The following is a 20,465-nucleotide window of genomic DNA, read 5'->3' as shown; positions in this document are numbered from 1 at the left end:
CCCGCGCAACTGCGTCAGAGGTGACGGTCTGAGGGATCGACGAATACGTACAAGCAAAGGTGCAGGCCACCTTACCGGCGACAGTGCCCCCCGTGGAACGACCAACCGGGGATGCCCCATATGTGAGGCATCCCCGGTCGGGTTTCGAGCTATTTAGCCACTGGATTCGTCTTAGACGAGCTCGGTGACAGTGCCACCGGCAGCGGCGATCTTCTCCTTGGCGGAGCCGGAGACGGCGTCAACCGAAACCTGCAGCGCCACGGAGATCTCGCCCTGGCCCAGGACCTTGACGAGGCTGTTCTTGCGAACCGCGCCCTTGGCGACCAGGTCGGCCACCGTGACTTCTCCACCCTCGGGGTAGAGAGCGCCGAGCTTGTCCAGGTTCACGACCTGGAACTCGGTGCGGAACGGGTTCTTGAAGCCCTTGAGCTTCGGCAGGCGCATGTGGAGGGGCATCTGCCCACCCTCGAAGCGCTGCGGGATCTGGTAACGGGCCTTCTGGCCCTTCGTACCACGACCGGCCGTCTTACCCTTCGACGCCTCACCACGACCGACACGGGTCTTCGCGGTCTTGGCGCCGGGGGCGGGACGGAGGTTGTGGGCCTTCAGCGGGCTGTTCTCAGCCATGTTAGTCAACCTCCTCAACCGTCACGAGGTGGCGGACGGTCTGCACCATTCCGCGGAACTCGGGGCGGTCCTCCTTGACGACCACGTCGTTCAGGCGCTTGAGCCCGAGCGAACGCAGCGTGTCGCGGTGGTTCTGCTTGCTACCGATGTACGACTTCGTCTGCGTGATCTTGAGGCGGGCCATTACGCAGCACCCGCCCCGGCACGCGCACGGAGCAGAGCCGCGGGAGCGACGTCCTCGAGGGGCAGACCACGGCGAGCCGCGATCTCCTCGGGACGCTGCAGACCCTTGAGCGCTGCCACGGTCGCGTGCACGATGTTGATCGCGTTCGACGAGCCGAGCGACTTCGACAGGATGTCGTGAACGCCGGCGCACTCCAGAACGGCGCGCACCGGGCCACCGGCGATAACACCGGTACCGGGGGAAGCCGGCTTCAGGAGCACGACGCCCGCGGCACGCTCACCCGTGATCGGGTGAGGGATCGTGCCCTGGATGCGCGGAACCTTGAAGAAGTTCTTCTTGGCTTCCTCGACACCCTTGGCAATGGCCGCGGGAACTTCCTTGGCCTTGCCGTAACCGACACCTACAGTGCCGTCACCGTCGCCCACCACGACCAGCGCGGTGAAGCTGAAGCGGCGACCACCCTTGACAACCTTGGCGACGCGGTTGATCGCGACGACGCGCTCAACGTAAGCGGTCTTCTCGGCGGCAGGGCCACCGTCGCGACCCTTCCGGTCCCGCCGCTCGCCGCCACCGGCACCGCTTCCGCGGCGCTGGGGTCCAGCCATTGGATTACCTCTCTCTGTTACGTCCGTGAGTCCCGGAACCGGGGCTTAGAACTTCAGCCCGGCTTCGCGGGCGGCGTCAGCCAGAGCGGCAATGCGCCCGGCGTATCGGTTGCCACCGCGGTCGAACACGACGGTCTCCACACCCGCGGCCTTGGCACGCTCGGCGACGAGTGCGCCTACGGCCTGGGCCTGGGCGCTCTTGTCGCCTTCGCCACCGCGGATCGAAGCGTCCAGGGTCGACGCGGACGCCAGGGTGTGACCCTGGAGGTCGTCGATGACCTGAGCAACGATGTTGCGGTTGGAACGCGTCACGACGAGGCGCGGACGCTCCGCCGTACCCGACACGTGCTTGCGGATGCGGATGTGGCGGCGGGCCTTGGCGGCACGCTTGTACGCGTCGCCCTTGGCGATCTTCACACCGTATGCCATGGCTACTTACCAGCCTTTCCGACCTTGCGGCGGATGACTTCGCCGGCGTACTTGACACCCTTGGCCTTGTACGGGTCGGGCTTCCGCAGCTTGCGGATGTTGGCGGCGACCTCGCCGACCTTCTGCTTGTCGATGCCCTCGACCGTGAACTTGGTGGGCGACTCGACCTTGAAGGAGATGCCCTCGGGCGCCTCGATCAGGATCGGGTGGCTGTAGCCAAGCTGGAACTCCAGGTTGGAGCCCTTCGCGGCGACGCGGTAACCGACACCGCTGATCTCGAGAGCCTTGACGTACCCCGTGGTCACGCCGGTGATCATGTTCGCCACCAGCGTGCGGGACAGGCCGTGCAGGGCCTTGTTCTGACGCTCGTCGTTGGGGCGGGTGACGTTCAGAACGCCGTCCTCACCCTTCTCGACTGCGATGGGCGCCTTGACCGTGTGCGAGAGGGAACCCTTGGGGCCCTTCACGGCGACCGTGGTGCCATCGATGGTGACGTCCACACCGGCGGGAACCTGGATGGGGAGCTTGCCGATTCGCGACATTGCTTTTCCTCCGTTCCCGACTACCAGACGTAGGCGAGGACTTCCCCACCTACGCCCTTCTTGCCTGCCTGCTGGCCGGTGAGCAGTCCGTGGGACGTGGAGATGATCGCCACGCCCAGGCCGCCGAGCACCTTGGGCAGGTTGGTGGACTTCGCGTACACGCGCAGACCGGGCTTCGAGATCCGCTTGATGCCCGCGATGGAGCGCTCACGGTTCGGCCCGAACTTCAGCTCGAGGACGAGGTTCTTGCCGACCTCGGCGTCCTCGACCTTCCAGCCGGTGATGAAACCCTCCTGCTGGAGGATCTCCGCGATGTGCGACTTGATCTTGCTGTGCGGCATCACGACGGTGTCGTGGTACGCCGAGTTAGCGTTACGCAGACGCGTGAGCATGTCTGCGATCGGGTCAGTCATGGTCATGAAGTGGCCTTCGGCCTCTCTCGCCGGGGTTTCCTGTATGCGCCATCCCTCTCCCCACTCAGTGGCGGGACGGGTGCGGTGCGGGGACCTACGGCGTAGTAAGTCGTTATGGGCGGCAGACGCCCAACCACACAAGCCTAAGGCATGCGCGGCCGGGCACCTGCCGTCCAGATGCTTACCGAGAGTGCCTGGATGTTCCCAAGTCCTTGCGGACGAGAGGGAATTACCAGGAGCTCTTGGTCACGCCCGGCAGCTCGCCACGGTGAGCCATCTCACGAAGGCACACGCGGCACAGGCCGAACTTGCGGTATACGGAGTGGGGGCGACCGCAGCGCTGGCAGCGGGTGTACGCACGCACACCGAACTTGGGCTTGCGGGCAGCCTTCGCGATGAGAGCCTTCTTCGCCATCTCGCTTACGCCTCCTTGAAGGGGAAGCCGAGGTGACGAAGGAGGGCGCGGCCCTCGTCGTCGTTGGTCGCCGTGGTGACCACGGTGATGTCCATACCCCGGGTACGGTCGATCTTGTCCTGGTCGATCTCGTGGAACATGACCTGCTCCGTGAGACCGAAGGTGTAGTTGCCACGGCCGTCGAACTGCTTCGGCGACAGACCACGGAAGTCACGGATACGCGGCAGCGCGAGCGACAGCGTACGGTCCAGGAACTCCCACATGCGGTCACCACGGAGGGTGACGTGGCAGCCGATCGGCTGACCCTCGCGCAGCTTGAACTGCGCGATGGACTTCCGGGCCTTCGTGACGGCCGGCTTCTGACCGGTGATCGTCGTCAGGTCCTTGATGGCGCCGTCGATCAGCTTGGAGTCGCGGGCGGCGTCGCCCACACCCATGTTGACCACGATCTTCACGAGGCCGGGGATCTGCATGACGTTCTCGTAGGAGAACTCCTCACGCAGCTTGCCCGCGATGTCCTCGCGGTACTTCGTCTTGAGACGCGGAGTGGTAGCCATCAGATGTCCTCACCCGTCCGCTTGGCAACGCGGATCTTGTTGCCCTCGTCGTCGAAGCGGAAACCGACGCGGGTAACGACCTTCTGGCCGTCCTTCTCCACAACCAGCTGAACGTTGCTGACGTGGATCGGCGCCTCGGTGATCACGATGCCACCGGTCTGGGACCCACCAGCGGTCTGACCGGCCTTGGTGTGCTTCTTGACCCGGTTGACACCCTCGACCAGGACGCGGTTGGCAGTGGGCATGGCCGCGATGACCTTGCCCTGCTTGCCCTTGTCCTTACCGGTGATGACCTGAACCAGGTCGCCCTTCTTGATCTTCATGCTTACAGCACCTCCGGCGCGAGCGAGATGATCTTCATGAACTTCTTCTCGCGCAGCTCACGGCCCACCGGGCCGAAGATACGGGTGCCGCGAGGGTCGCCGTCGTTCTTGAGAATGACGGCGGCGTTCTCGTCAAAGCGGATGTACGAGCCGTCCTGGCGGCGACGCTCCTTGACGGTGCGAACGATGACCGCCTTGACGACGTCACCCTTCTTCACGTTGCCACCGGGGATCGCATCCTTGACGGTGGCGACGATGACGTCACCGATGCCCGCGTAGCGGCGACCGGAACCACCGAGAACACGGATGCAAAGGATTTCCTTGGCACCAGTGTTGTCGGCGATACGCAGTCGCGACTCCTGCTGGATCACGTGTATCTCCTGTTTGTCTGCCGGTTCCCGGCGGGGGCTTCACTCCGAGGAGCTACAGCCCCCACCGAGCCTGGCGGAACGAACCTGAGGGGCCCCTGAACTTGTTGTCCAGGGCCTCAGATAATTACTTGGCCTTCTCGAGGATCTCGACGATGCGCCAGCGCTTGCTCGCCGACAGCGGACGCGTCTCCATGATGAGGACGCGGTCGCCGACGCCGGCAGCGTTCTGCTCGTCGTGCGCCTTGAGCTTGTTCGTACGGCGGATGACCTTGCCGTACAGGGCGTGCTTCACGCGGTCCTCGACGGCGACGACGACGGTCTTGTCCATCTTGTCGCTGACGACCAGACCCTCACGGGTCTTGCGGAAGCCGCGGTCGGTCTTCTCAGTCACGTTGTTCTCGCTCATCAGGCGCTCTCCACCGTCTCGATACCGAGCTCACGCTCGTGCATCAGGGTGTAGATGCGAGCGATGTCCTTACGGACGGACCTGAGCCGGCCGTTGTTCTCCAGCTGACCCGTGGCCGCCTGGAAGCGGAGCTTGAACAGCTCCTCCTTGGCCTCGCGCAGCTTGCCAACGAGCTCCTCGTTGCCGAGCTCACGCAGCTCGGACGCCTTGGTTCCCGTCGCCATCACGACTCACCTGCCTCGCGCCGAACAATCCGGCACTTCATCGGAAGCTTGTGAGCAGCGCGGGTGAGCGCCTCACGAGCAATCTTCTCGTTCGGGTAGGACAGCTCGAACATGACCCGGCCCGGGTGCACGTTCGCGATCCACCACTCGGGAGAACCCTTACCGGAACCCATGCGGGTCTCGGCAGGCTTCTTGGTCAGCGGGCGGTCCGGGTAGATGTTGATCCAGACCTTGCCGCCACGCTTGATGTGGCGGGTCATCGCGATACGAGCCGCCTCGATCTGGCGGTTCGTCACGTACGCCGGGGTCAGCGCCTGGATGCCGTACTCGCCGAACGAGACCTCAGTACCGCCCTTGGCCATACCGCGGCGCTTCGGGTGGTGCTGCTTGCGGTGCTTGACCCTACGAGGGATCAGCATGTCGGTCAGGCCTCCGTTCCGGTGCTCTCGGCCGGAGCGGCGGCGGGAGCGTCGGCCTTGGGGGCCTCGGCACCAGCAGCCTGCTGCGGCTTGCGGCCACCACGGCCGCCGCGCTCGCCACCACGGCCACCACGGCCGGCGGGACGGTCGCCAGCGCCCTGCGCGCCACGGGCCGGGCGGTTACCCGCACGGGCCGCAGCGTTCTCGGCGCGAACCTCGGCGATGTTCTTGACGTCGCCCTTGTAGATCCAGACCTTCACACCGATACGGCCGAAGGTGGTCTTGGCCTCGAAGAAGCCGTAGTCCACGTTCGCGCGCAGCGTGTGCAGCGGCACACGACCCTCGCGGTAGAACTCGGAGCGGGACATCTCGGCGCCGCCGAGACGGCCGCCACACTGGATCTTGATGCCCTTGGCGCCGGCCTTCATCGTGCCCTGCATGCTCTTGCGCATGGCACGACGGAAGGAGACGCGGGAGGAAAGCTGCTCGGCAACGGCCTGGGCAACCAGCTGAGCGTCGAGCTCGGGGTTCTTGACCTCGAGGATGTTCAGCTGGACCTGCTTGCCCGTGAGCTTCTCGAGGTCACCGCGGATGCGGTCGGCCTCGGCGCCACGGCGGCCGATGACGATGCCCGGACGAGCGGTGTGGATGTCCACACGCACGCGGTCACGGGTGCGCTCGATCTCAACCTTCGAGATGCCGGCGCGCTCCATGCCGGACGTCATCATCCGACGGATGGCGACGTCTTCCTTGACGTAGTCCTTGTACAGCTTGTCGGCGTACCAACGCGACTTGAAGTCGGTGGTGATGCCGAGCCGGAACCCGTGCGGGTTTACCTTCTGGCCCATTACCGGGAACCTTCCTTGCTGCTGACGACCACGGTGATGTGGCTGGTCCGCTTGCGGATCCGGTAGGCACGGCCCTGCGCACGCGGACGGAACCGCTTCAGGGTCGGGCCCTCGTCCACGAACGCCTCGCTGATGACCAGCGAAGAAGCGTCCGGGTGGTTGTAGTTGTGTGCGGCGTTGGCAATGGCGCTGTCCAGCACCTTGCCAACCGGCACGCTCGCGGCCTGCGGGGCGAAACGCAGGACCGCCTGAGCCTCCGTGGCATCCATGCCACGGATAAGGTCCACCACTCGGCGGGCCTTCATGGGCGTGACGCGGATGTACCGCGCCTGGGCCCTGGCTTCCATGGTTGTCCCTTCGGTGTAAGTCATAGTCGTAACCACCCCGCCTTTAGCGGCGCTTCGACTTCCGGTCGTCCTTGACGTGGCCGCGGAAGGTGCGAGTCGGCGAGAACTCGCCGAGCTTGTGGCCGACCATCGACTCGGTGACGAACACCGGGACGTGGGTCTTGCCGTTGTGCACCGCGATGGTGTGACCCAGCATGCTGGGGATGATCATCGAGCGACGGGACCAGGTCTTGATGACGTTCTTGGTGCCGGCTTCGTTCTGGACGTCCACCTTCTTTACGAGGTGGTCGTCGACGAAGGGCCCCTTCTTGAGACTGCGCGGCATCTAAACCCGCTCCTAGCGCTTCTTGTTCGTCTTGCGGCGGCGGACGATGTACTTGCTCGAAGCCTTCTTCGGCGAGCGAGTACGACCCTCCTTCTGACCCCACGGGGAGACCGGGTGGCGACCACCACTGGTCTTGCCCTCACCACCACCGTGCGGGTGGTCAACCGGGTTCATCGCGACACCGCGGACGGACGGGCGAACGCCCTTCCAGCGCATGCGGCCGGCCTTGCCCCAGTTGATGTTCGACTGCTCGGCGTTGCCGACCTCGCCGACCGTGGCGCGGCAGCGGGCGTCGACGAGACGGATCTCGCCGGACGGCATGCGGAGGTGGGCCATGACGCCCTCCTTCGCGAGCAGCTGCACGGACGCACCGGCGGAGCGGGCGAACTTCGCACCGCCACCGGGACGCAGCTCGATGGCGTGGATGGTCGTACCGACCGGGATGTTGCGCAGCGCCAGGTTGTTGCCCGGCTTGATGTCGGCCGTGGGGCCGTTCTCAATCCGGTCACCCTGCTGCAGGCCGCGCGGCGCGATGATGTAGCGCTTCTCGCCGTCGGCGTAGTGCAGCAGCGCGATGCGCGCAGTGCGGTTGGGGTCGTACTCGATGTGCGCGACCTTGGCCGGCACGCCGTCCTTGTCGTGACGACGGAAGTCGATCACGCGGTAGGCGCGCTTGTGTCCACCACCCTGGTGGCGAACAGTGATCCGACCGGTGTTGTTACGGCCGCCCTTGCTGTGCAGCGGGCGAACCAGCGACTTCTCCGGCGTGGACCGCGTGATCTCGACAAAGTCGGCGACGCTGGAGCCACGACGGCCCGGGGTCGTCGGCTTGTACTTGCGGATACCCATTTCTCAGTCCTCGTCCGATTCCGGACGACTCAGGACTCCGTTAGGAGCCCTGGCCGCCGAAGATGTCGATTCGGTCGCCCTCAGCGAGGGTCACGATGGCGCGCTTGGTGTTCGCACGCTTGCCGAAACCGGTCTTGGTGCGCTTGCGCTTACCCTGACGGTTGATCGTGTTGACCCCGGTGACCTTGACCGAGAAGACCGCCTCGACGGCCTGCTTGATCTGGGTCTTGTTGGCGCCGGGCGCGACGATGAACGTGTACTTGTTCTCGTCGAGCAGCGCGTAGCTCTTCTCCGAGACAACCGGCTTGATCAGCAGGTCGCGCGGGTCAGTGAAGGTCTTGCTGGTAACGGTCGCCTCAGACATCAGGCGTCGCTCCCTTCGGTCTCATCGGCCTTGGGGCCAGACACGAAGGACTCGAAAGCGGCCTGAGTGAAGACCACGTCGTCAGAGACGATCACGTCGTACGTGTTCAGCTGGCCCGGCTCCAGGATGTGGACCTGGGGCAGGTTGCGGGCGGACAGCCACGCGGCCTCGTCGGCGCGCTCGACGACCAGGAGCAGGTTCTTGCGCTCCGAGATCTTGCCGAACAGCGTCTTGGCGGCCTTCGTGGAGGCGGAACCCTCGACCACGCCGGTGACGACGTGGATGCGGGAGTGACGCGCACGGTCCGAGAGGGCACCGCGGAGGGCGGCGGCCTTCATCTTCTTCGGGGTCCGCTGGGAGTAGTCACGCGGCTGCGGGCCGTGGACGACGCCACCGCCGACGAACTGCGGGGCTCGGGTCGAACCCTGACGCGCGCGGCCGGTGCCCTTCTGGCGGTACGGCTTGCGGCCACCACCACGGACTTCGCCACGACGCTTGGTCTTGTGCGTGCCCTGACGGGCAGCTGCCAGCTGGGCGACAACGACCTGGTGGATCAGCGGAACGCTGGTCTTCGCGTCGAAGATCTCCGAGGGGAGCTCGACGGTACCGGCCTTGTCGCCTGCCGGCGAAAGGATGTCAATGGTGCTCATTACCTCAAGCCCCCTTGGCCGCGGTACGGACCAGGACGAGGCCGCCGTTCGGACCGGGGACCGCGCCCTTGATGAGGAGCAGACCCTTCTCCGCGTCAACCGCGTGGATGGTCAGGTTCTGGGTGGTGACGCGCTCGTTGCCCATACGACCGGCCATGCGCATGCCCTTGAAGACACGCCCAGGGGTGGCGCAGCCACCGATCGAACCGGGGGAGCGGTGCTTGCGCTGGACACCGTGACCGGCGCCGAGGCCCTTGAAGTTGTGACGCTTCATGACACCGGCGAAGCCCTTGCCCTTGCTGTTGCCCGTGACGTCAACCTTGACGCCCGACTCGAACACAGCGGCAGTGATCTCCTGGCCGAGCGTGTACTCGCTGGCGTCGGAGGTGCGGAGCTCCACCAGGTGGCGGCGGGGGGTCACGTCGGCCTTGGCGAAGTGGCCCTTGAGGGGCTTATTCACCTTGCGCGGGTCGATCTCGCCGAAGGCGATCTGGACCGACTCGTAGCCGTCGATGTCGTTCTTACGGACCTGGGTAACGACGCAGGGTCCGGCCTTGACCACGGTCACCGGGACGACACGGTTGTTCTCGTCCCAGACCTGGGTCATGCCGAGCTTCTCGCCCAGGACGCCCTTGATCTGCTTTGCCATCTTCTCGACGCCTCTCAGAGCTTGATCTCGATGTCAACGCCGGCCGGAAGGTCCAGGCGCATCAGCGAGTCAACGGTCTTGGGGGTCGGGTCGAGGATGTCGATGAGGCGCTTGTGCGTGCGCATCTCGAAGTGCTCGCGCGAGTCCTTGTACTTGTGCGGCGACTTGATGACGCAGTACACGTTCTTCTCAGTGGGCAGCGGCACCGGGCCCGCGACCGACGCACCAGTGCGCGTCACCGTCTCGACGATCTTCTTCGCCGAGGAATCGATGACCTCGTGGTCGTAGGCCTTGAGCCGGATGCGGATCTTCTGTCCCGCCATGGCTACTCCGTAGTCCTGTCTCTATGTGGAAACGCTCTGGCACCCGATCGGCTGCGGGATGGTTCCCGCGGTCTTTCCTCCGACCCACGCGGTCGGGCGTGTCGCACACCCTCTACAGAAAATTCCCATACGGAAATTCCCTCTCCAAGGGGGTGCGGTCCCTGAGACCGCGTTGCGGGGGAGAAACACCCACCGAGCGCCTGGTGCGCGCCGTGCTGACACTTCCCAGAAGATTCCCGTACGTCCGTCCTCATTGCTGCCCCGAGAGGCAGATTAAGGACGACGAGTACTGTGGGACTCGCTTCCGGTCCTCCCGGCGGGAGGCGCGCAGCATCGGCACTCAGCCGAGCAACTTGAGTAGTCTGCCATACGAGGCACGTACTGCGCCAATCGGGCCGAAGAGAATACCCCGCCACGCTCCGTGGTCAAACGGTCGACCGCCGGCGCCCGGCCGTCGTGGGCGGCCCGGCCGAGTTCGACCGCGCTCCCCCACGGGGGTGCCGCGGCCGTAGACGGTGCCCGGGCCGGTCGCGGCGGACTCCGGGGGGCCGGGAAGCGGTCCTGGGCAGGACGTAGGCGGTGGAGACGTGCAGCGGGCGCTCACCGGCCGCGGCGCAGGTCCCGGCGAGGACGCGTACGCCGGTGCGTCCCGGCCGGGCATGCCGCCGGTGACGAGCCGACGGGTGCCGGGCCGGTTCGCGATCACTTTCGCGGCGCCGCCTTCGCCCTCAGCGGCTCCCACCAGGCGCGGTTCTCGCGGTACCAGTCGATGGTGGCCTTGATGCCGTCCTCGAAGGTGACCTGCGGGGCATAACCGAGCTCTTCGCCGATCTTGCCCGTGTCGATCGAATAGCGCAGGTCGTGGCCCTTGCGGTCCTCGACCGGCTCCACCATGTCCCAGCCGAGGCCGGCGGCCTCCAGCAGGACGCCGGTGAGCTCCTTGTTGGTGAGCTCGGTGCCGCCGCCGATGTGGTAGACCTCGCCGGCGCGGCCCCGCCGCATCGCCAGATCGATGCCGCGGCAGTGGTCGGAGACGTGCAGCCACTCGCGGACGTTGCCGCCGTCGCCGTACAGCGGGACCTTGCGGCCGTCCATCAGGTTCGAGACGAACAGCGGGATGACCTTCTCCGGGAACTGGTGGGGCCCGTAGTTGTTGGAGCAGCGGGTGACGACCACGTCCATGCCGTGGGTGCGGTGGTACGCCAGCGCCAGCAGGTCGGCGGCGGCCTTCGAGGCGGCGTACGGGGAGTTCGGTGCCAGCGGCCACTCCTCGGTCCAGGAGCCCTCGCTGATCGAGCCGTAGACCTCGTCGGTGGAGATGTGGACGAAGCGGCCGACGCCGTGCGTGCGGGCCGCGTCCAACAGCACCTGCGTGCCGAGGACGTTGGTCGTCACGAAGGGACCCGCGCCCGCGATCGAGCGGTCCACGTGGGACTCGGCGGCGAAGTGCACGACGACATCGTGACCGGGCATCACCCGGTCGACGGCCTCGGCGTCGCAGATGTCCCCGCGGACGAACGCGTACCCCGAATGGCCCGCGACGGACGTCAGGTTGGCCTCGACCCCGGAGTAGGTGAGCTTGTCGAAGACCGTGATCCGCGCGGTCGCATCCGCGCCGAGCCGCTGCCGGACGAACTCCGAACCGATGAACCCGGCGCCGCCGGTCACAAGGATGCGCATCGTCCGAAGACTAGCCGCCCGTCGAACGCCCCTCGCACGGGTACCCAGCATGCGGGGAATCCTCTTGGCCGGTGGCACCGGACCCGGCTCCGGCCCCTCACCCGGGCAGTCTCCAGGCAGTTGCTGCCCGTCTTCGACACGCCGATGATCCACTACCCGCTCTCCACCCTGGTGATGGCGGGCATCAGCAGATCCTGATCATCCCCACCGCGGAGGACCGCACCCAGACGAAGAGCGGCTACGGCGACGCCCGCAGCTGCACGGCGCTCTCATCGCGCCGACGGCACGACGCGCGCCCGGCAACGCCGAAGGGCCCCGTCCCACCGCCGAAGCGGTGGGACGGGGCCCTTCAGTGCGACTCGGTGCCCGGTGAACGGGCTACCAGGTCAGAGCACGGACTAGGCCGTGATCTTGGTGACCTGGCCGGCGCCCACGGTACGACCACCCTCACGGATGGCGAACTTCAGGCCCTCCTCCATGGCGACCGGCTGGATCAGCGCGACCGTCATCTCGGTGTTGTCGCCCGGCATGACCATCTCCGTGCCGGCCGGCAGGGTGACGACACCCGTGACGTCCGTGGTACGGAAGTAGAACTGCGGACGGTAGTTGTTGAAGAAGGGGGTGTGACGGCCACCCTCGTCCTTCGACAGGATGTAGGCCTGAGCCTCGAACTCCTTGTGCGGGGTGACCGAGCCCGGCTTGATGATGACCTGGCCGCGCTCGACGTCCTCGCGCTTGATGCCACGGAGGAGCAGACCGACGTTCTCGCCCGCCTGGCCCTCGTCGAGCAGCTTGCGGAACATCTCGATGCCGGTGACCGTGGTGGTGGTCTTCTCTTCCTTGATGCCGATGATGTCGACGGTCTCGTTGACCTTCAGGACACCACGCTCGATGCGGCCGGTGACGACCGTACCGCGACCGGTGATCGTGAAGACGTCCTCGACGGGCATGAGGAACGGCTTCTCGGTGTCACGCGGCGGGGTCGGGATGGCCTCGTCGACGGCAGCCATGAGGCCGAGAAGCTTCTCGCCCCACTCCTTGTCGCCCTCGAGCGCCTTCAGCGCGGAGACGCGGACGACCGGCAGGTCGTCGCCCGGGAAGTCGTACTCGGAGAGCAGCTCGCGGACCTCGAGCTCGACGAGCTCCAGGATCTCCTCGTCGTCCACCATGTCGGCCTTGTTCAGGGCGACGACGATGTAGGGGACGCCGACCTGGCGGGCCAGGAGCACGTGCTCCTTGGTCTGCGGCATCGGGCCGTCGGTGGCGGCGACCACGAGGATGGCACCGTCCATCTGCGCGGCACCGGTGATCATGTTCTTGATGTAGTCAGCGTGACCCGGGCAGTCGACGTGGGCGTAGTGACGCGCCTCGGTCTGGTACTCGACGTGCGCGATCGAGATGGTGATACCGCGCTGGCGCTCCTCGGGAGCCTTGTCGATCTGGTCGAAGGCCGAGGCCTCGTTCAGGTCCGGGTACGCGTCGTGCAGCACCTTGGTAATGGCGGCCGTAAGGGTCGTCTTACCGTGGTCAATGTGACCGATGGTGCCGATGTTGACGTGCGGCTTAGTCCGCTCGAACTTCGCCTTCGCCACGGGGTCCTCCTGGAGAGTGGTTCTGTACGCCTTGCTCATCGGCGCCAGGTGATCTTTGCTGGATAGCCGGTTCCCCCGGGGCAACGGGAGGTGACTCCTGCTGCCCCAGAGGCTCCGGTGACAAGCCTAAAGCGTGTACTCGGAAGAGTTACTCGCCCTTGGCCTTCGCGATGATCTCCTCAGCGACGTTCCTGGGAACCTCGGCGTAGGAGTCGAACTGCATCGAGTAGCTGGCGCGACCCGAGGTCTTGCTGCGGAGGTCTCCGACATAGCCGAACATCTCCGAAAGCGGCACGAGGCCCTTCACGAGACGCGCGCCGTGACGCTCCTCCATGGCCTGGATCTGGCCACGGCGGGAGTTGATGTCACCGATGACATCGCCCATGGACTCTTCGGGCGTGGTGACCTCAACGGACATCATCGGCTCGAGGAGCACGGGGGACGCCTTGCGCGCGGCCTCCTTGAAGGCCTGCGAACCGGCGATCTTGAAGGCGAGCTCCGAGGAGTCGACCTCGTGGTAGCCACCGTCGAGAAGAATGACGCGGACGCCCGTCATCTCGTAGCCCGCGAGGATGCCGAACTGCATGGCTTCCTGCGCACCCGCGTCGACCGAGGGGATGTACTCCCTCGGGATGCGGCCACCGGTGACCTTGTTCACGAACTCGTACGCCGGACCGTCGGCCTCGAGGATCGGCTCGATCGCGATCTGCACCTTGGCGAACTGACCGGTACCACCGGTCTGCTTCTTGTGGGTGTAGTCGTGACGCTCGACGGTCTTGCGGATCGTCTCACGGTACGCGACCTGCGGCTTGCCGACGTTGGCCTCGACCTTGAACTCGCGCTTCATACGGTCGACCAGCACCTCGAGGTGCAGCTCGCCCATACCGCCGAGGATGGTCTGGCCGGTCTCCTCGTCCGAGTGAACGTGGAAGGAGGGGTCCTCCTCCGCGAGACTCTGGATGGCGACACCCAGCTTCTCCTGGTCACCCTTGGACTTGGGCTCGATGGCGACCTGGATGACCGGAGCCGGGAAGTCCATGGACTCCAGGATCACGGGTGCCTTGTCGTCACACAGCGTCTCACCGGTGGTGGTCTGCTTCAGGCCCATGACGGCGACGATGTCGCCGGCGCCCACCGCCGCGATCTCCTCACGCTTGTTCGCGTGCATGCGGTAGATCTTGCCGATGCGCTCCTTCTTGCCCTTGACGGAGTTCAGCACCGCAGTGCCGGCCTCCAGGCGGCCCGAGTAAACCCGGACGAAGGTGAGCTTGCCGAGGTGCGGGTCGCGCATGATCTTGAACGCGAGCGCCGCGAGGGGCTCCTCGTCAGACGGCTTGCGCTTCACGACGACCTCGGCGTCGCGGACGTCGTGGCCCTCGATGGCCTCGATGTCCAGCGGCGACGGGAGGTAACGGATGACGGCGTCGAGCAGGGGCTGAACGCCCTTGTTCTTGAACGCCGTGCCACAGAACACCGCGGTGATCGTGGCGCCGTTGCCCTTGCCGGAACCGATGATGATCCGACGGACGGCGGCGTGCAGCTGCTCGACGGTGGGCTCGGTGCCCTCCAGGAACAGCTCCATGACCTCGTCGTCGTTCTCGGCGACCTGCTCCACGAGCTTGGCGCGCCATTCCTCGGCGGCCTCCGTGTGCGTGGCCGGGATGTCGACGATGTCGTACATCTCGCCCTTGGTCGCCTCGGCGGACCAGACGAACGCCTTCATGGTGACCAGGTCGACAACGCCCTGGAAGTCAGCCTCGGCGCCGATGGGGAGCTGCATGACGATCGGGACCGCGCCGAGGCGCGACTCGATCATCTCGACGCAGCGGTGGAACTCGGCACCGGTGCGGTCCAGCTTGTTGACGAAGCAGATACGCGGCACGCCGTAGCGGTCTGCCTGACGCCAGACCGTCTCGGACTGCGGCTCCACACCGGCGACACCGTCGAACACGGTGACGGCGCCGTCGAGGACGCGGAGCGAACGCTCCACCTCGACGGTGAAGTCGACGTGACCCGGGGTGTCGATGATGTTGATGGTGTGGTCGACCTCGTCAAGAGGCCAGTGGCAGGTCGTCGCGGCGGACGTGATGGTGATACCACGCTCCTGCTCCTGCTCCATCCAGTCCATCGTGGCGGCGCCGTCGTGGACTTCACCGATCTTGTACGACACACCGGTGTAGAACAGGATGCGCTCGGTGGTGGTCGTCTTGCCCGCGTCGATGTGGGCCATGATCCCGATGTTGCGGACCTTGGCCAGGTCAAGCGAAGTGGTAGCCATAAGGCTTCGGTCTTCTCTCGGTCTCGATGTGGGGTGGGACTACCAGCGGTAGTGCGCGAAGGCCTTGTTGGACTCGGCCATCTTGTGCGTGTCCTCACGCTTCTTGACGGCCGCACCGAGGCCGTTCGAGGCGTCGAGGAGCTCGTTCATGAGGCGCTCGGTCATGGTCTTCTCGCGACGGGCGCGGGAGTAGCCCACGATCCAGCGCAGCGAGAGGGTCGCCGCGCGACCGGGCTTGACCTCGATCGGCACCTGGTAGGTGGCGCCACCGACACGGCGGGACTTGACCTCGAGGGACGGCTTGACGTTCTCGAGCGCGCGCTTCAGCGTGATGACCGGGTCAGCACCGGTCTTCTCGCGGAGGCCTTCCATGGCGCCGTAGACGATGCGCTCGGCGGTGGAGCGCTTGCCGTTCAGGAGGATCTTGTTGATGAGCGACGTCACCAGAGGAGATGCGTAGACCGGGTCGATGATGACCGGGCGCTTCGGGGCGGGGCCCTTACGAGGCATTCTTACTTCTCCTTCTTGGCGCCGTAGCGGCTGCGGGCCTGCTTGCGGTTCTTGACAGCCTGGGTGTCAAGCGCACCGCGGATGATCTTGTAACGAACACCCGGCAGGTCCTTCACACGGCCACCACGCACGAGCACGATCGAGTGCTCCTGCAGGTTGTGTCCCTCACCCGGAATGTAGGCCGTGACCTCGATGCCGGAGGTCAGACGCACACGCGCGACCTTACGGAGCGCCGAGTTCGGCTTCTTCGGGGTGGTCGTGAACACTCGCGTGCAGACGCCGCGACGCTGGGGCGAAGCCTCAAGCGCGGGGGTCTTTGTCTTCTCGACCTTGTCCTGCCGGCCCTTCCGGACCAGCTGCTGGATCGTAGGCACTACTTCTCCGGTTTCTGTGTGCCGTGTAGTGAAGCTAACCTGGAACATTTGCCGACCCACGCGGTCGGGTGTGTCGGATCCGGCGGACCTCCGTGCGGACACGGAAACGCTTGGATCGCGGCGGCCGATGAGGCTCACATGCGGTTGATGGACACGCACGGGAGCCCAGGCACACCCCAGGCACAAGGTCAGAGCGTACCTACCTCACAGAGGTAGGTCAAAACAAATGCCCCGCACGAAAACACACCGGGCGCAAGCGGGAGCGCCCCGGCCCGCCCGGGGCGGGGCGGTGGCCGGTCGGGCGGATCACCGCCGCACGGGCCCGGTGGCGGCCGGGCGCCGGCGGCCGGACCGGATCAGTCCCGCGCCCGGCGGCGGCCCTCCGCGGCGACCGGCGCGTCGGCGGCCACCGCGGCGGAGGCGTCGCTCCCGGCGGCCGGGGCGTCCGGCTCCAGGAACTGGCTGACCACCTTGCCGAAGACCTCGCGGCGGCTCTCGGGTACCCCCAGCCAGCGGGCGAAGTCCTCGATGGTCGTGGGCCTGCCGCCGGGCGGCAGACCCTGGGAGGCGAGCGGCAGCTCCTCGGGGCTCACCCGGCCGGACCTGACCAGCATGTCGCGCACCGAGACGCCGAGCAGCGGGGCGATCCGGCGCATGGTCTCCAGGTCGGGCATGCTCTGCCGCTGGAGCAGCCGCGTGACGGCCGCCCGGTGGACCCCGGCCTCGTCGGCGATCCTCGACTTGCCACCGCCCCTGGGCGCGTCGATGTCGTATCCACGCTCCCGCATCAGGCCTTCGATCCAGGCCGCGAACGCGTCCAATTCGTGAGTGCTCATGTGCCGCTCCTCAAGTCCGCAGTCCGCTCCATGAGATCACAGCTTAGCGTGCTTGCGCGCACAGAATTATACCTTCGCTCAATTCGGCACACCTTGCGGTCGCCCGGTGTTGATTGCGCGCTCGCACGCAACGTGTCAGAGTGGGCGCGCCGTGAGCCACGGCAGTCCCACCGTCGCGGAGTCGCCATGTCCCTCGCCCTGTCCCCAGCCCGGCCCTGCCCTCAGGCACCGCCGGCGCCGTCCGCGCAGCCCGGTCGTACACCGGGTCGCACCGTCCACCCCACCGCCGCCCCGACCGCGTCCGCACCCGGATGCGGGTCCGGTGCGACCGTGCCCGGCGTGCCCGGGCCCGGCGTGCCGGTGCCCCGGGTGTCCGTGTCCGCCGCGTCGTACGCCGCGTCGAGAGCGGCTGCGGCGACCGCACCGCTCCCGCCGACCGGTGAGCCGTGCCAGCCCGCCGGCCCGGCGGCCGTACGCCGTGCCGGGCCCCGGCACTGGCGGGCCTCCGCCGCGTGCAGGGACCTGTCGCCGGCCGTCGTCTTCGCCCGGCGGATCAAGGACGCCGCCCCCGCGCTGCGGGCCTGCGCCGCCTGCCCGGTTCGGCGCGAGTGCGTGCAGGCCGTGGCCCCGGCCGAGAGCCTGTTCGACGGAGTCTGCGGCGGCCGGCTGTGGCGCAACGGCCGCCCCGCAGCCGTCCCCTCATCCTCCGGGAGCCGCCGTGACTGACCGGACCACGACCGACAGCGCCCTCTGGATCGCCTCGCTGATCCGGCACTTCCCCGAGCTGTGCGAGGAGCTGGCCCCCGGCCGCGCCGCGCCGTTCACCACCGCGGTCCCCGCCCGGCGCGGCCCGCGCGACGACGCGCTCGTACGGGAGGAGCGGCGCGAGGCCCTGCTCCTCCAGCAGAGCCACGGCCTGGCCGTCCCCGGACGCAGTGCCGCGCCGCTGCGGCTGCACGTCTCAGACGCCATCCGTGACATCACCGACGGCGTGGTCGAGCTGGAGGAGGCCGTCTGCGCCCGGCTCGGTGTTCCGCGCCCCCGGCGTGCGCTGGTGCCGGAACGGTTGCGCCGGCTCGCCGCCCTGCTCGACGAGGTCGCGGCCCACTCCGTCCTGTCCCGGCACGTACGGGACGAGACGCGTCGCATGGCCCGCCGCTGCGCCCGCGCGCTCGGGGACACCGAACAGGTGGTGCGGGTGTTCGGACGGTGCCCGTGGTGCGACTCGGTCTCGCTGCGCGCCTTCCCGGACCGCCGGGCCGTGCTGTGCGTCAACCCGGCCTGCCGTTGCACCGACGAGGAGTGCGGCTGCCGCGACGACCCGGCCTACCGCCACCTGTGGCCCGAGGACGAGTGGGCCGGGCTGGTCGCCGCGGCGGGATGCCGCGCCGAGGAAATCGACTCCGCGATGGAAGGCATTCCGCAGTGACCCCTCCCGCTCCCCTCTCCCCTCCGCTGCCCGCCCTGGTCCCGGGACCGCTGGCCGCGCACGAGGCGGGTGTGGCCCCGGCCACCATCCGCAAGTGGGTCCAGCTCGGACGGCTGACGGCGGCCGGCAAGGCCGGCCGGGCCCAGCTGTTCCGGCTGGAGGACGTCTTCGCCGCGGAGCGCGACGCCAGCCGCCGGGCGCAGCGGCCGCCGGCGCGGGCCGAGCCCGCACCCGTCCGGGGAGCGGAGCGGCCCGGGCGCGACGCGGAGCCCGTGCCCACGCCCCGGCCGCGCGGGGCCTGATCCCCCCGGCCGCGACCGCCCGGGCCACCCGCGCCTTCTCTCTCCCCCCGCTCCCCGCCCGTCCCCGTCGTGCCGGATGCCCGGCCTCCCTCCCGGAGGCCGGGCATCCGGCGTTTTCGAGGCCCGCACCACGGCCGGCAGGCCCGCGCCCTCCCCTCCCGGGCCGTTCCGTACAGCCCCTGCGGCGCTCCGCGTCGGCCCGCGCCGCTCCCCGGTGTTCCGTACCCGTCCGCCCCACCCACTCGGACTAGTTGCGCGCTCGCACGCAACGTGTCACAGTTGGTGCAGCGGCGGAGCTGCGCCCGCAGGACGGGCGGCGGCCCCGCCGCTTCCGTGCCGGGCGGCGCCCCTCCCCCCTCGGGCGCCGCCCGGCCTCCCGCCACCCACCACTCGAGGTGACCGTCGTGACCACTCCTCCTCCGAGTTCCTTCCCCGACGTCGAGGCCCTGGTCGTCGACGTCCTCGAAGCGGACTCCGCGCTGTCCACGGCCGTCGTCGCCGTGGACCCGCCCGCCGGGTTCAACGGCACGCAGCGCGCCGTCTTCGTCAACCGGCGCGGCGGCGCCTGGACCGGCGACCTGCACGTCGACATGCCGCTGATCGAGCTGGAGGTGTACGGCCCCGACAAGGCGGCCGCCCACACCCTGGCCAACGCGGCACGGCGCGCGCTGCTCGGCGCGATCGGCCGAACGTACGGACGCAACACCTTCACGGACGTCGTCGAGCAGGACGGCCCGCGCTGGCTGCCCGACTACCTCTACACAGCGGCCCACCGCTACGTGTGCGTCATCCAGGTGTCGCTGACCGTCTTCTGACGACCCGTCGCCCCCGCCCGGCGTGCCACCCGGCGCGCCGGCCCCAGACCGAGGCCCTGCCGTCCGGCGGGGCCTTTGCCGTACCCGGTCCCGGAAGTCTCCGGGGCCGGGGGCGGCGCACCTCTATATAGGGAGAAGCACCATGGCAGGAAACTCGTCCGAGATCCGCGTGGCCGGCAGCGGCCGCATCTTCGTGGCGGCCGCCGGCACGGCGCTGCCGACCGCCTTCACCGGCAAGCCGGACACCGACTGGGGTGCCAACTGGAAGGACCTCGGCTTCACCACCAGCGACGGCGTCACCTTCGCCAAGAAGGACAAGCTGGAGCCGGTCGACTCGTGGCAGGCCGTCAGCCCGGTCCACTTCACCTACTCGGACCGGGACCTGAGCCTGAAGTTCTCGCTCCTGCAGTTCAACGAGCTCACCCTGCCGTTCTTCATGGGCGGCGGCGCGGTGGCCGACGAGGCCACCCCGTCCAACGGCATCTACCGCTACGACATCGCGGACTCCCCGAAGTCCGATGCCCGCGCCCTCGGCCTGGAGTTCACGGACACCAAGGCCAGTGACGGCTCGGTCGTGACCTACCGCTTCTACATCCCGCGCGGCCAGGTCACCGCCTCCGACGACATCAAGCTGGCCCGCAAGGCGGCGTCCACGCTGGGCATCACCTTCACCGCCCTGACGGCGGGCGACGACAAGCCGCTGGCGAGCTTCGTCATGAAGGACAGCGCGTACGCCGCCGTCTGATCCACCCCCTCGGGGCGGGGCGGCCCTGCGCCGC

At 67.7% G+C, this 20,465-nt stretch carries 31 protein-coding genes and 2 pseudogenes; 6 read left to right on the top strand and 27 right to left on the bottom strand.

The features are described 5' to 3' along the window. Positions 1 to 171: 171 nt before the first annotated feature. From rplO to rfbB, 22 genes are all read right to left on the bottom strand, one after another. Entirely contained in the window at positions 172 to 627 is a 456-nt protein-coding gene (gene rplO / locus ACFWW8_RS20750; protein WP_053682613.1) for a 50S ribosomal protein L15, read from the bottom strand. Between the two features lies 1 nt (position 628). Then, positions 629 to 811, bottom strand: coding sequence for a 50S ribosomal protein L30 (rpmD, locus tag ACFWW8_RS20745; protein ID WP_053682614.1), 183 nt, complete (start codon positions 809 to 811; stop codon positions 629 to 631). Next, entirely contained in the window at positions 811 to 1,416 is a 606-nt protein-coding gene (gene rpsE / locus ACFWW8_RS20740; protein WP_030298218.1) for a 30S ribosomal protein S5, read from the bottom strand. Before rpsE ends, rpmD begins: the two co-directional genes overlap by 1 nt. A 45-nt stretch (positions 1,417 to 1,461) precedes the next feature. Next, complete coding sequence (gene rplR / locus ACFWW8_RS20735; RefSeq protein ID WP_267724873.1) at positions 1,462 to 1,845, bottom strand: 50S ribosomal protein L18; 384 nt, start codon at positions 1,843 to 1,845, stop codon at positions 1,462 to 1,464. A gap of 2 nt (positions 1,846 to 1,847) precedes the next feature. Continuing rightward, the gene (rplF, locus tag ACFWW8_RS20730; protein WP_386530411.1) at positions 1,848 to 2,387 is read right to left on the bottom strand and encodes a 50S ribosomal protein L6; all 540 of its coding nucleotides are present in this window, start codon (positions 2,385 to 2,387) and stop codon (positions 1,848 to 1,850) included. Positions 2,388 to 2,407: 20 nt separating this feature from the next. Then, complete coding sequence (rpsH, locus tag ACFWW8_RS20725) at positions 2,408 to 2,806, bottom strand: 30S ribosomal protein S8 (RefSeq protein WP_067163170.1); 399 nt, start codon at positions 2,804 to 2,806, stop codon at positions 2,408 to 2,410. Between the two features lie 223 nt (positions 2,807 to 3,029). Continuing rightward, complete coding sequence (locus ACFWW8_RS20720) at positions 3,030 to 3,215, bottom strand: type Z 30S ribosomal protein S14 (protein ID WP_003956452.1); 186 nt, start codon at positions 3,213 to 3,215, stop codon at positions 3,030 to 3,032. A gap of 5 nt (positions 3,216 to 3,220) precedes the next feature. Then, complete coding sequence (rplE, locus tag ACFWW8_RS20715) at positions 3,221 to 3,772, bottom strand: 50S ribosomal protein L5 (protein ID WP_030388859.1); 552 nt, start codon at positions 3,770 to 3,772, stop codon at positions 3,221 to 3,223. Next, positions 3,772 to 4,095 carry a 50S ribosomal protein L24 gene (gene rplX / locus ACFWW8_RS20710; protein WP_267724807.1) on the bottom strand — a complete coding sequence of 108 codons (324 nt, stop codon included), beginning with the start codon at positions 4,093 to 4,095 and terminating at the stop codon, positions 3,772 to 3,774. Before rplX ends, rplE begins: the two co-directional genes overlap by 1 nt. 2 nt (positions 4,096 to 4,097) lie before the next feature. Continuing rightward, a complete protein-coding gene (gene rplN, locus ACFWW8_RS20705) occupies positions 4,098 to 4,466 on the bottom strand; it encodes a 50S ribosomal protein L14 (protein WP_008739701.1) in 369 nt (122 codons plus the stop codon). A 124-nt stretch (positions 4,467 to 4,590) separates the two neighbouring features. After that, on the bottom strand, positions 4,591 to 4,872 hold the full coding sequence (rpsQ, locus tag ACFWW8_RS20700; protein ID WP_136229680.1) for a 30S ribosomal protein S17: 282 nt from the start codon (positions 4,870 to 4,872) through the stop codon (positions 4,591 to 4,593). Beyond that, the gene (rpmC, locus tag ACFWW8_RS20695; protein ID WP_073912892.1) at positions 4,872 to 5,096 is read right to left on the bottom strand and encodes a 50S ribosomal protein L29; all 225 of its coding nucleotides are present in this window, start codon (positions 5,094 to 5,096) and stop codon (positions 4,872 to 4,874) included. The genes rpsQ and rpmC overlap by 1 nt, the downstream gene beginning before the upstream one ends. Then, on the bottom strand, positions 5,096 to 5,515 hold the full coding sequence (rplP, locus tag ACFWW8_RS20690; RefSeq protein WP_030026326.1) for a 50S ribosomal protein L16: 420 nt from the start codon (positions 5,513 to 5,515) through the stop codon (positions 5,096 to 5,098). Before rplP ends, rpmC begins: the two co-directional genes overlap by 1 nt. Positions 5,516 to 5,520: 5 nt before the next feature. After that, positions 5,521 to 6,363, bottom strand: a complete 843-nt coding sequence (rpsC, locus tag ACFWW8_RS20685; RefSeq protein WP_008739710.1) for a 30S ribosomal protein S3 — start codon at positions 6,361 to 6,363, stop codon at positions 5,521 to 5,523. After that, a complete protein-coding gene (rplV, locus tag ACFWW8_RS20680) occupies positions 6,363 to 6,710 on the bottom strand; it encodes a 50S ribosomal protein L22 (protein ID WP_267725087.1) in 348 nt (115 codons plus the stop codon). Before rplV ends, rpsC begins: the two co-directional genes overlap by 1 nt. Positions 6,711 to 6,753: 43 nt before the next feature. After that, positions 6,754 to 7,035 carry a 30S ribosomal protein S19 gene (rpsS, locus tag ACFWW8_RS20675; protein ID WP_008739713.1) on the bottom strand — a complete coding sequence of 94 codons (282 nt, stop codon included), beginning with the start codon at positions 7,033 to 7,035 and terminating at the stop codon, positions 6,754 to 6,756. Positions 7,036 to 7,047: 12 nt separating this feature from the next. After that, entirely contained in the window at positions 7,048 to 7,884 is an 837-nt protein-coding gene (gene rplB / locus ACFWW8_RS20670) for a 50S ribosomal protein L2 (protein ID WP_030388860.1), read from the bottom strand. A gap of 40 nt (positions 7,885 to 7,924) precedes the next feature. Continuing rightward, positions 7,925 to 8,248 carry a 50S ribosomal protein L23 gene (rplW, locus tag ACFWW8_RS20665; RefSeq protein ID WP_073912895.1) on the bottom strand — a complete coding sequence of 108 codons (324 nt, stop codon included), beginning with the start codon at positions 8,246 to 8,248 and terminating at the stop codon, positions 7,925 to 7,927. Beyond that, a complete protein-coding gene (rplD, locus tag ACFWW8_RS20660; RefSeq protein WP_267724792.1) occupies positions 8,248 to 8,898 on the bottom strand; it encodes a 50S ribosomal protein L4 in 651 nt (216 codons plus the stop codon). Before rplD ends, rplW begins: the two co-directional genes overlap by 1 nt. A gap of 4 nt (positions 8,899 to 8,902) precedes the next feature. Continuing rightward, positions 8,903 to 9,547 carry a 50S ribosomal protein L3 gene (rplC, locus tag ACFWW8_RS20655; RefSeq protein WP_215015311.1) on the bottom strand — a complete coding sequence of 215 codons (645 nt, stop codon included), beginning with the start codon at positions 9,545 to 9,547 and terminating at the stop codon, positions 8,903 to 8,905. Between the two features lie 14 nt (positions 9,548 to 9,561). Then, a complete protein-coding gene (rpsJ, locus tag ACFWW8_RS20650) occupies positions 9,562 to 9,870 on the bottom strand; it encodes a 30S ribosomal protein S10 (protein ID WP_003948644.1) in 309 nt (102 codons plus the stop codon). Positions 9,871 to 10,572: 702 nt separating this feature from the next. Continuing rightward, positions 10,573 to 11,550: a dTDP-glucose 4,6-dehydratase gene (gene rfbB / locus ACFWW8_RS20645; RefSeq protein WP_386530410.1), complete on the bottom strand. Its 978-nt coding sequence runs from the start codon at positions 11,548 to 11,550 to the stop codon at positions 10,573 to 10,575. Between the two features lie 49 nt (positions 11,551 to 11,599). Here rfbB and ACFWW8_RS20640 point away from each other — a divergent pair. Continuing rightward, positions 11,600 to 11,768 (top strand): annotated as a pseudogene (locus tag ACFWW8_RS20640) (sugar phosphate nucleotidyltransferase); the annotation flags it as partial. 180 nt (positions 11,769 to 11,948) lie between these two features. Here the strand turns inward: ACFWW8_RS20640 and tuf are convergent. The 5 genes from tuf to ACFWW8_RS20615 form a co-directional block, all read right to left on the bottom strand. After that, entirely contained in the window at positions 11,949 to 13,142 is a 1,194-nt protein-coding gene (tuf, locus tag ACFWW8_RS20635; RefSeq protein ID WP_257554813.1) for an elongation factor Tu, read from the bottom strand. A gap of 148 nt (positions 13,143 to 13,290) precedes the next feature. Beyond that, positions 13,291 to 15,420 (bottom strand): elongation factor G, encoded by a 2,130-nt coding sequence (fusA, locus tag ACFWW8_RS20630; protein ID WP_386530409.1) that lies wholly within the window; start codon positions 15,418 to 15,420, stop codon positions 13,291 to 13,293. 39 nt (positions 15,421 to 15,459) lie between these two features. After that, positions 15,460 to 15,930 carry a 30S ribosomal protein S7 gene (rpsG, locus tag ACFWW8_RS20625; RefSeq protein ID WP_330298073.1) on the bottom strand — a complete coding sequence of 157 codons (471 nt, stop codon included), beginning with the start codon at positions 15,928 to 15,930 and terminating at the stop codon, positions 15,460 to 15,462. A 2-nt stretch (positions 15,931 to 15,932) separates the two neighbouring features. After that, positions 15,933 to 16,304, bottom strand: coding sequence for a 30S ribosomal protein S12 (gene rpsL, locus ACFWW8_RS20620; protein WP_007265893.1), 372 nt, complete (start codon positions 16,302 to 16,304; stop codon positions 15,933 to 15,935). 356 nt (positions 16,305 to 16,660) lie between these two features. Further along, positions 16,661 to 17,140, bottom strand: coding sequence for a helix-turn-helix domain-containing protein (locus ACFWW8_RS20615; protein ID WP_386530408.1), 480 nt, complete (start codon positions 17,138 to 17,140; stop codon positions 16,661 to 16,663). A 339-nt stretch (positions 17,141 to 17,479) separates the two neighbouring features. Between ACFWW8_RS20615 and ACFWW8_RS20610 the strand changes: the two genes are divergently transcribed. The 5 genes and pseudogenes from ACFWW8_RS20610 to ACFWW8_RS20590 all read left to right on the top strand — a co-directional run bounded on the left by ACFWW8_RS20610 (position 17,480) and on the right by ACFWW8_RS20590 (position 20,431). After that, positions 17,480 to 17,866, top strand: coding sequence for a WhiB family transcriptional regulator (locus ACFWW8_RS20610; protein ID WP_386530407.1), 387 nt, complete (start codon positions 17,480 to 17,482; stop codon positions 17,864 to 17,866). Then, on the top strand, positions 17,859 to 18,569 hold the full coding sequence (locus ACFWW8_RS20605) for a hypothetical protein (protein WP_386530406.1): 711 nt from the start codon (positions 17,859 to 17,861) through the stop codon (positions 18,567 to 18,569). The genes ACFWW8_RS20610 and ACFWW8_RS20605 overlap by 8 nt, the downstream gene beginning before the upstream one ends. Beyond that, positions 18,521 to 18,787 (top strand): annotated as a pseudogene (locus tag ACFWW8_RS20600) (hypothetical protein); the annotation flags it as partial. The gene ACFWW8_RS20605 and the pseudogene ACFWW8_RS20600, both read left to right, overlap by 49 nt. A gap of 488 nt (positions 18,788 to 19,275) precedes the next feature. After that, complete coding sequence (locus ACFWW8_RS20595) at positions 19,276 to 19,686, top strand: hypothetical protein (protein ID WP_386530405.1); 411 nt, start codon at positions 19,276 to 19,278, stop codon at positions 19,684 to 19,686. A 142-nt stretch (positions 19,687 to 19,828) separates the two neighbouring features. After that, positions 19,829 to 20,431: a phage tail protein gene (locus ACFWW8_RS20590; RefSeq protein WP_386530404.1), complete on the top strand. Its 603-nt coding sequence runs from the start codon at positions 19,829 to 19,831 to the stop codon at positions 20,429 to 20,431. Positions 20,432 to 20,465 lie beyond the last annotated feature (34 nt).

It is taken from the genome of Streptomyces sp. NPDC058701 (assembly GCF_042715295.1).
In the GTDB taxonomy this organism is placed as follows: domain Bacteria; phylum Actinomycetota; class Actinomycetes; order Streptomycetales; family Streptomycetaceae; genus Streptomyces.
Note: the sequence above shows the minus strand (reverse complement) of the source record. Positions and strands in the feature narration are given on the sequence as shown.

Bases quoted from the DNA above. Each gene is read 5' to 3' on its own strand.
- rplO (WP_053682613.1), bottom strand. From the start codon at position 627: ATGGCTGAGAACAGCCCGCTGAAGGCCCACAACCTCCGTCCCGCCCCC.
- rpmD (WP_053682614.1), bottom strand. From the start codon at position 811: ATGGCCCGCCTCAAGATCACGCAGACGAAGTCGTACATCGGTAGCAAG.
- rpsE (WP_030298218.1), bottom strand. From the start codon at position 1,416: ATGGCTGGACCCCAGCGCCGCGGAAGCGGTGCCGGTGGCGGCGAGCGG.
- rplR (WP_267724873.1), bottom strand. From the start codon at position 1,845: ATGGCATACGGTGTGAAGATCGCCAAGGGCGACGCGTACAAGCGTGCC.
- rplF (WP_386530411.1), bottom strand. From the start codon at position 2,387: ATGTCGCGAATCGGCAAGCTCCCCATCCAGGTTCCCGCCGGTGTGGAC.
- rpsH (WP_067163170.1), bottom strand. From the start codon at position 2,806: ATGACCATGACTGACCCGATCGCAGACATGCTCACGCGTCTGCGTAAC.
- ACFWW8_RS20720 (WP_003956452.1), bottom strand. From the start codon at position 3,215: ATGGCGAAGAAGGCTCTCATCGCGAAGGCTGCCCGCAAGCCCAAGTTC.
- rplE (WP_030388859.1), bottom strand. From the start codon at position 3,772: ATGGCTACCACTCCGCGTCTCAAGACGAAGTACCGCGAGGACATCGCG.
- rplX (WP_267724807.1), bottom strand. From the start codon at position 4,095: ATGAAGATCAAGAAGGGCGACCTGGTTCAGGTCATCACCGGTAAGGAC.
- rpsQ (WP_136229680.1), bottom strand. From the start codon at position 4,872: ATGAGCGAGAACAACGTGACTGAGAAGACCGACCGCGGCTTCCGCAAG.
- rpmC (WP_073912892.1), bottom strand. From the start codon at position 5,096: ATGGCGACGGGAACCAAGGCGTCCGAGCTGCGTGAGCTCGGCAACGAG.
- rplP (WP_030026326.1), bottom strand. From the start codon at position 5,515: ATGCTGATCCCTCGTAGGGTCAAGCACCGCAAGCAGCACCACCCGAAG.
- rpsC (WP_008739710.1), bottom strand. From the start codon at position 6,363: ATGGGCCAGAAGGTAAACCCGCACGGGTTCCGGCTCGGCATCACCACC.
- rplV (WP_267725087.1), bottom strand. From the start codon at position 6,710: ATGGAAGCCAGGGCCCAGGCGCGGTACATCCGCGTCACGCCCATGAAG.
- rpsS (WP_008739713.1), bottom strand. From the start codon at position 7,035: ATGCCGCGCAGTCTCAAGAAGGGGCCCTTCGTCGACGACCACCTCGTA.
- rplB (WP_030388860.1), bottom strand. From the start codon at position 7,884: ATGGGTATCCGCAAGTACAAGCCGACGACCCCGGGCCGTCGTGGCTCC.
- rplW (WP_073912895.1), bottom strand. From the start codon at position 8,248: ATGTCTGAGGCGACCGTTACCAGCAAGACCTTCACTGACCCGCGCGAC.
- rplD (WP_267724792.1), bottom strand. From the start codon at position 8,898: ATGAGCACCATTGACATCCTTTCGCCGGCAGGCGACAAGGCCGGTACC.
- rplC (WP_215015311.1), bottom strand. From the start codon at position 9,547: ATGGCAAAGCAGATCAAGGGCGTCCTGGGCGAGAAGCTCGGCATGACC.
- rpsJ (WP_003948644.1), bottom strand. From the start codon at position 9,870: ATGGCGGGACAGAAGATCCGCATCCGGCTCAAGGCCTACGACCACGAG.
- rfbB (WP_386530410.1), bottom strand. From the start codon at position 11,550: ATGCGCATCCTTGTGACCGGCGGCGCCGGGTTCATCGGTTCGGAGTTC.
- fusA (WP_386530409.1), bottom strand. From the start codon at position 15,420: ATGGCTACCACTTCGCTTGACCTGGCCAAGGTCCGCAACATCGGGATC.
- rpsG (WP_330298073.1), bottom strand. From the start codon at position 15,930: ATGCCTCGTAAGGGCCCCGCCCCGAAGCGCCCGGTCATCATCGACCCG.
- ACFWW8_RS20615 (WP_386530408.1), bottom strand. From the start codon at position 17,140: ATGAGCACTCACGAATTGGACGCGTTCGCGGCCTGGATCGAAGGCCTG.
- ACFWW8_RS20590 (WP_386530404.1), top strand. From the start codon at position 19,829: ATGGCAGGAAACTCGTCCGAGATCCGCGTGGCCGGCAGCGGCCGCATC.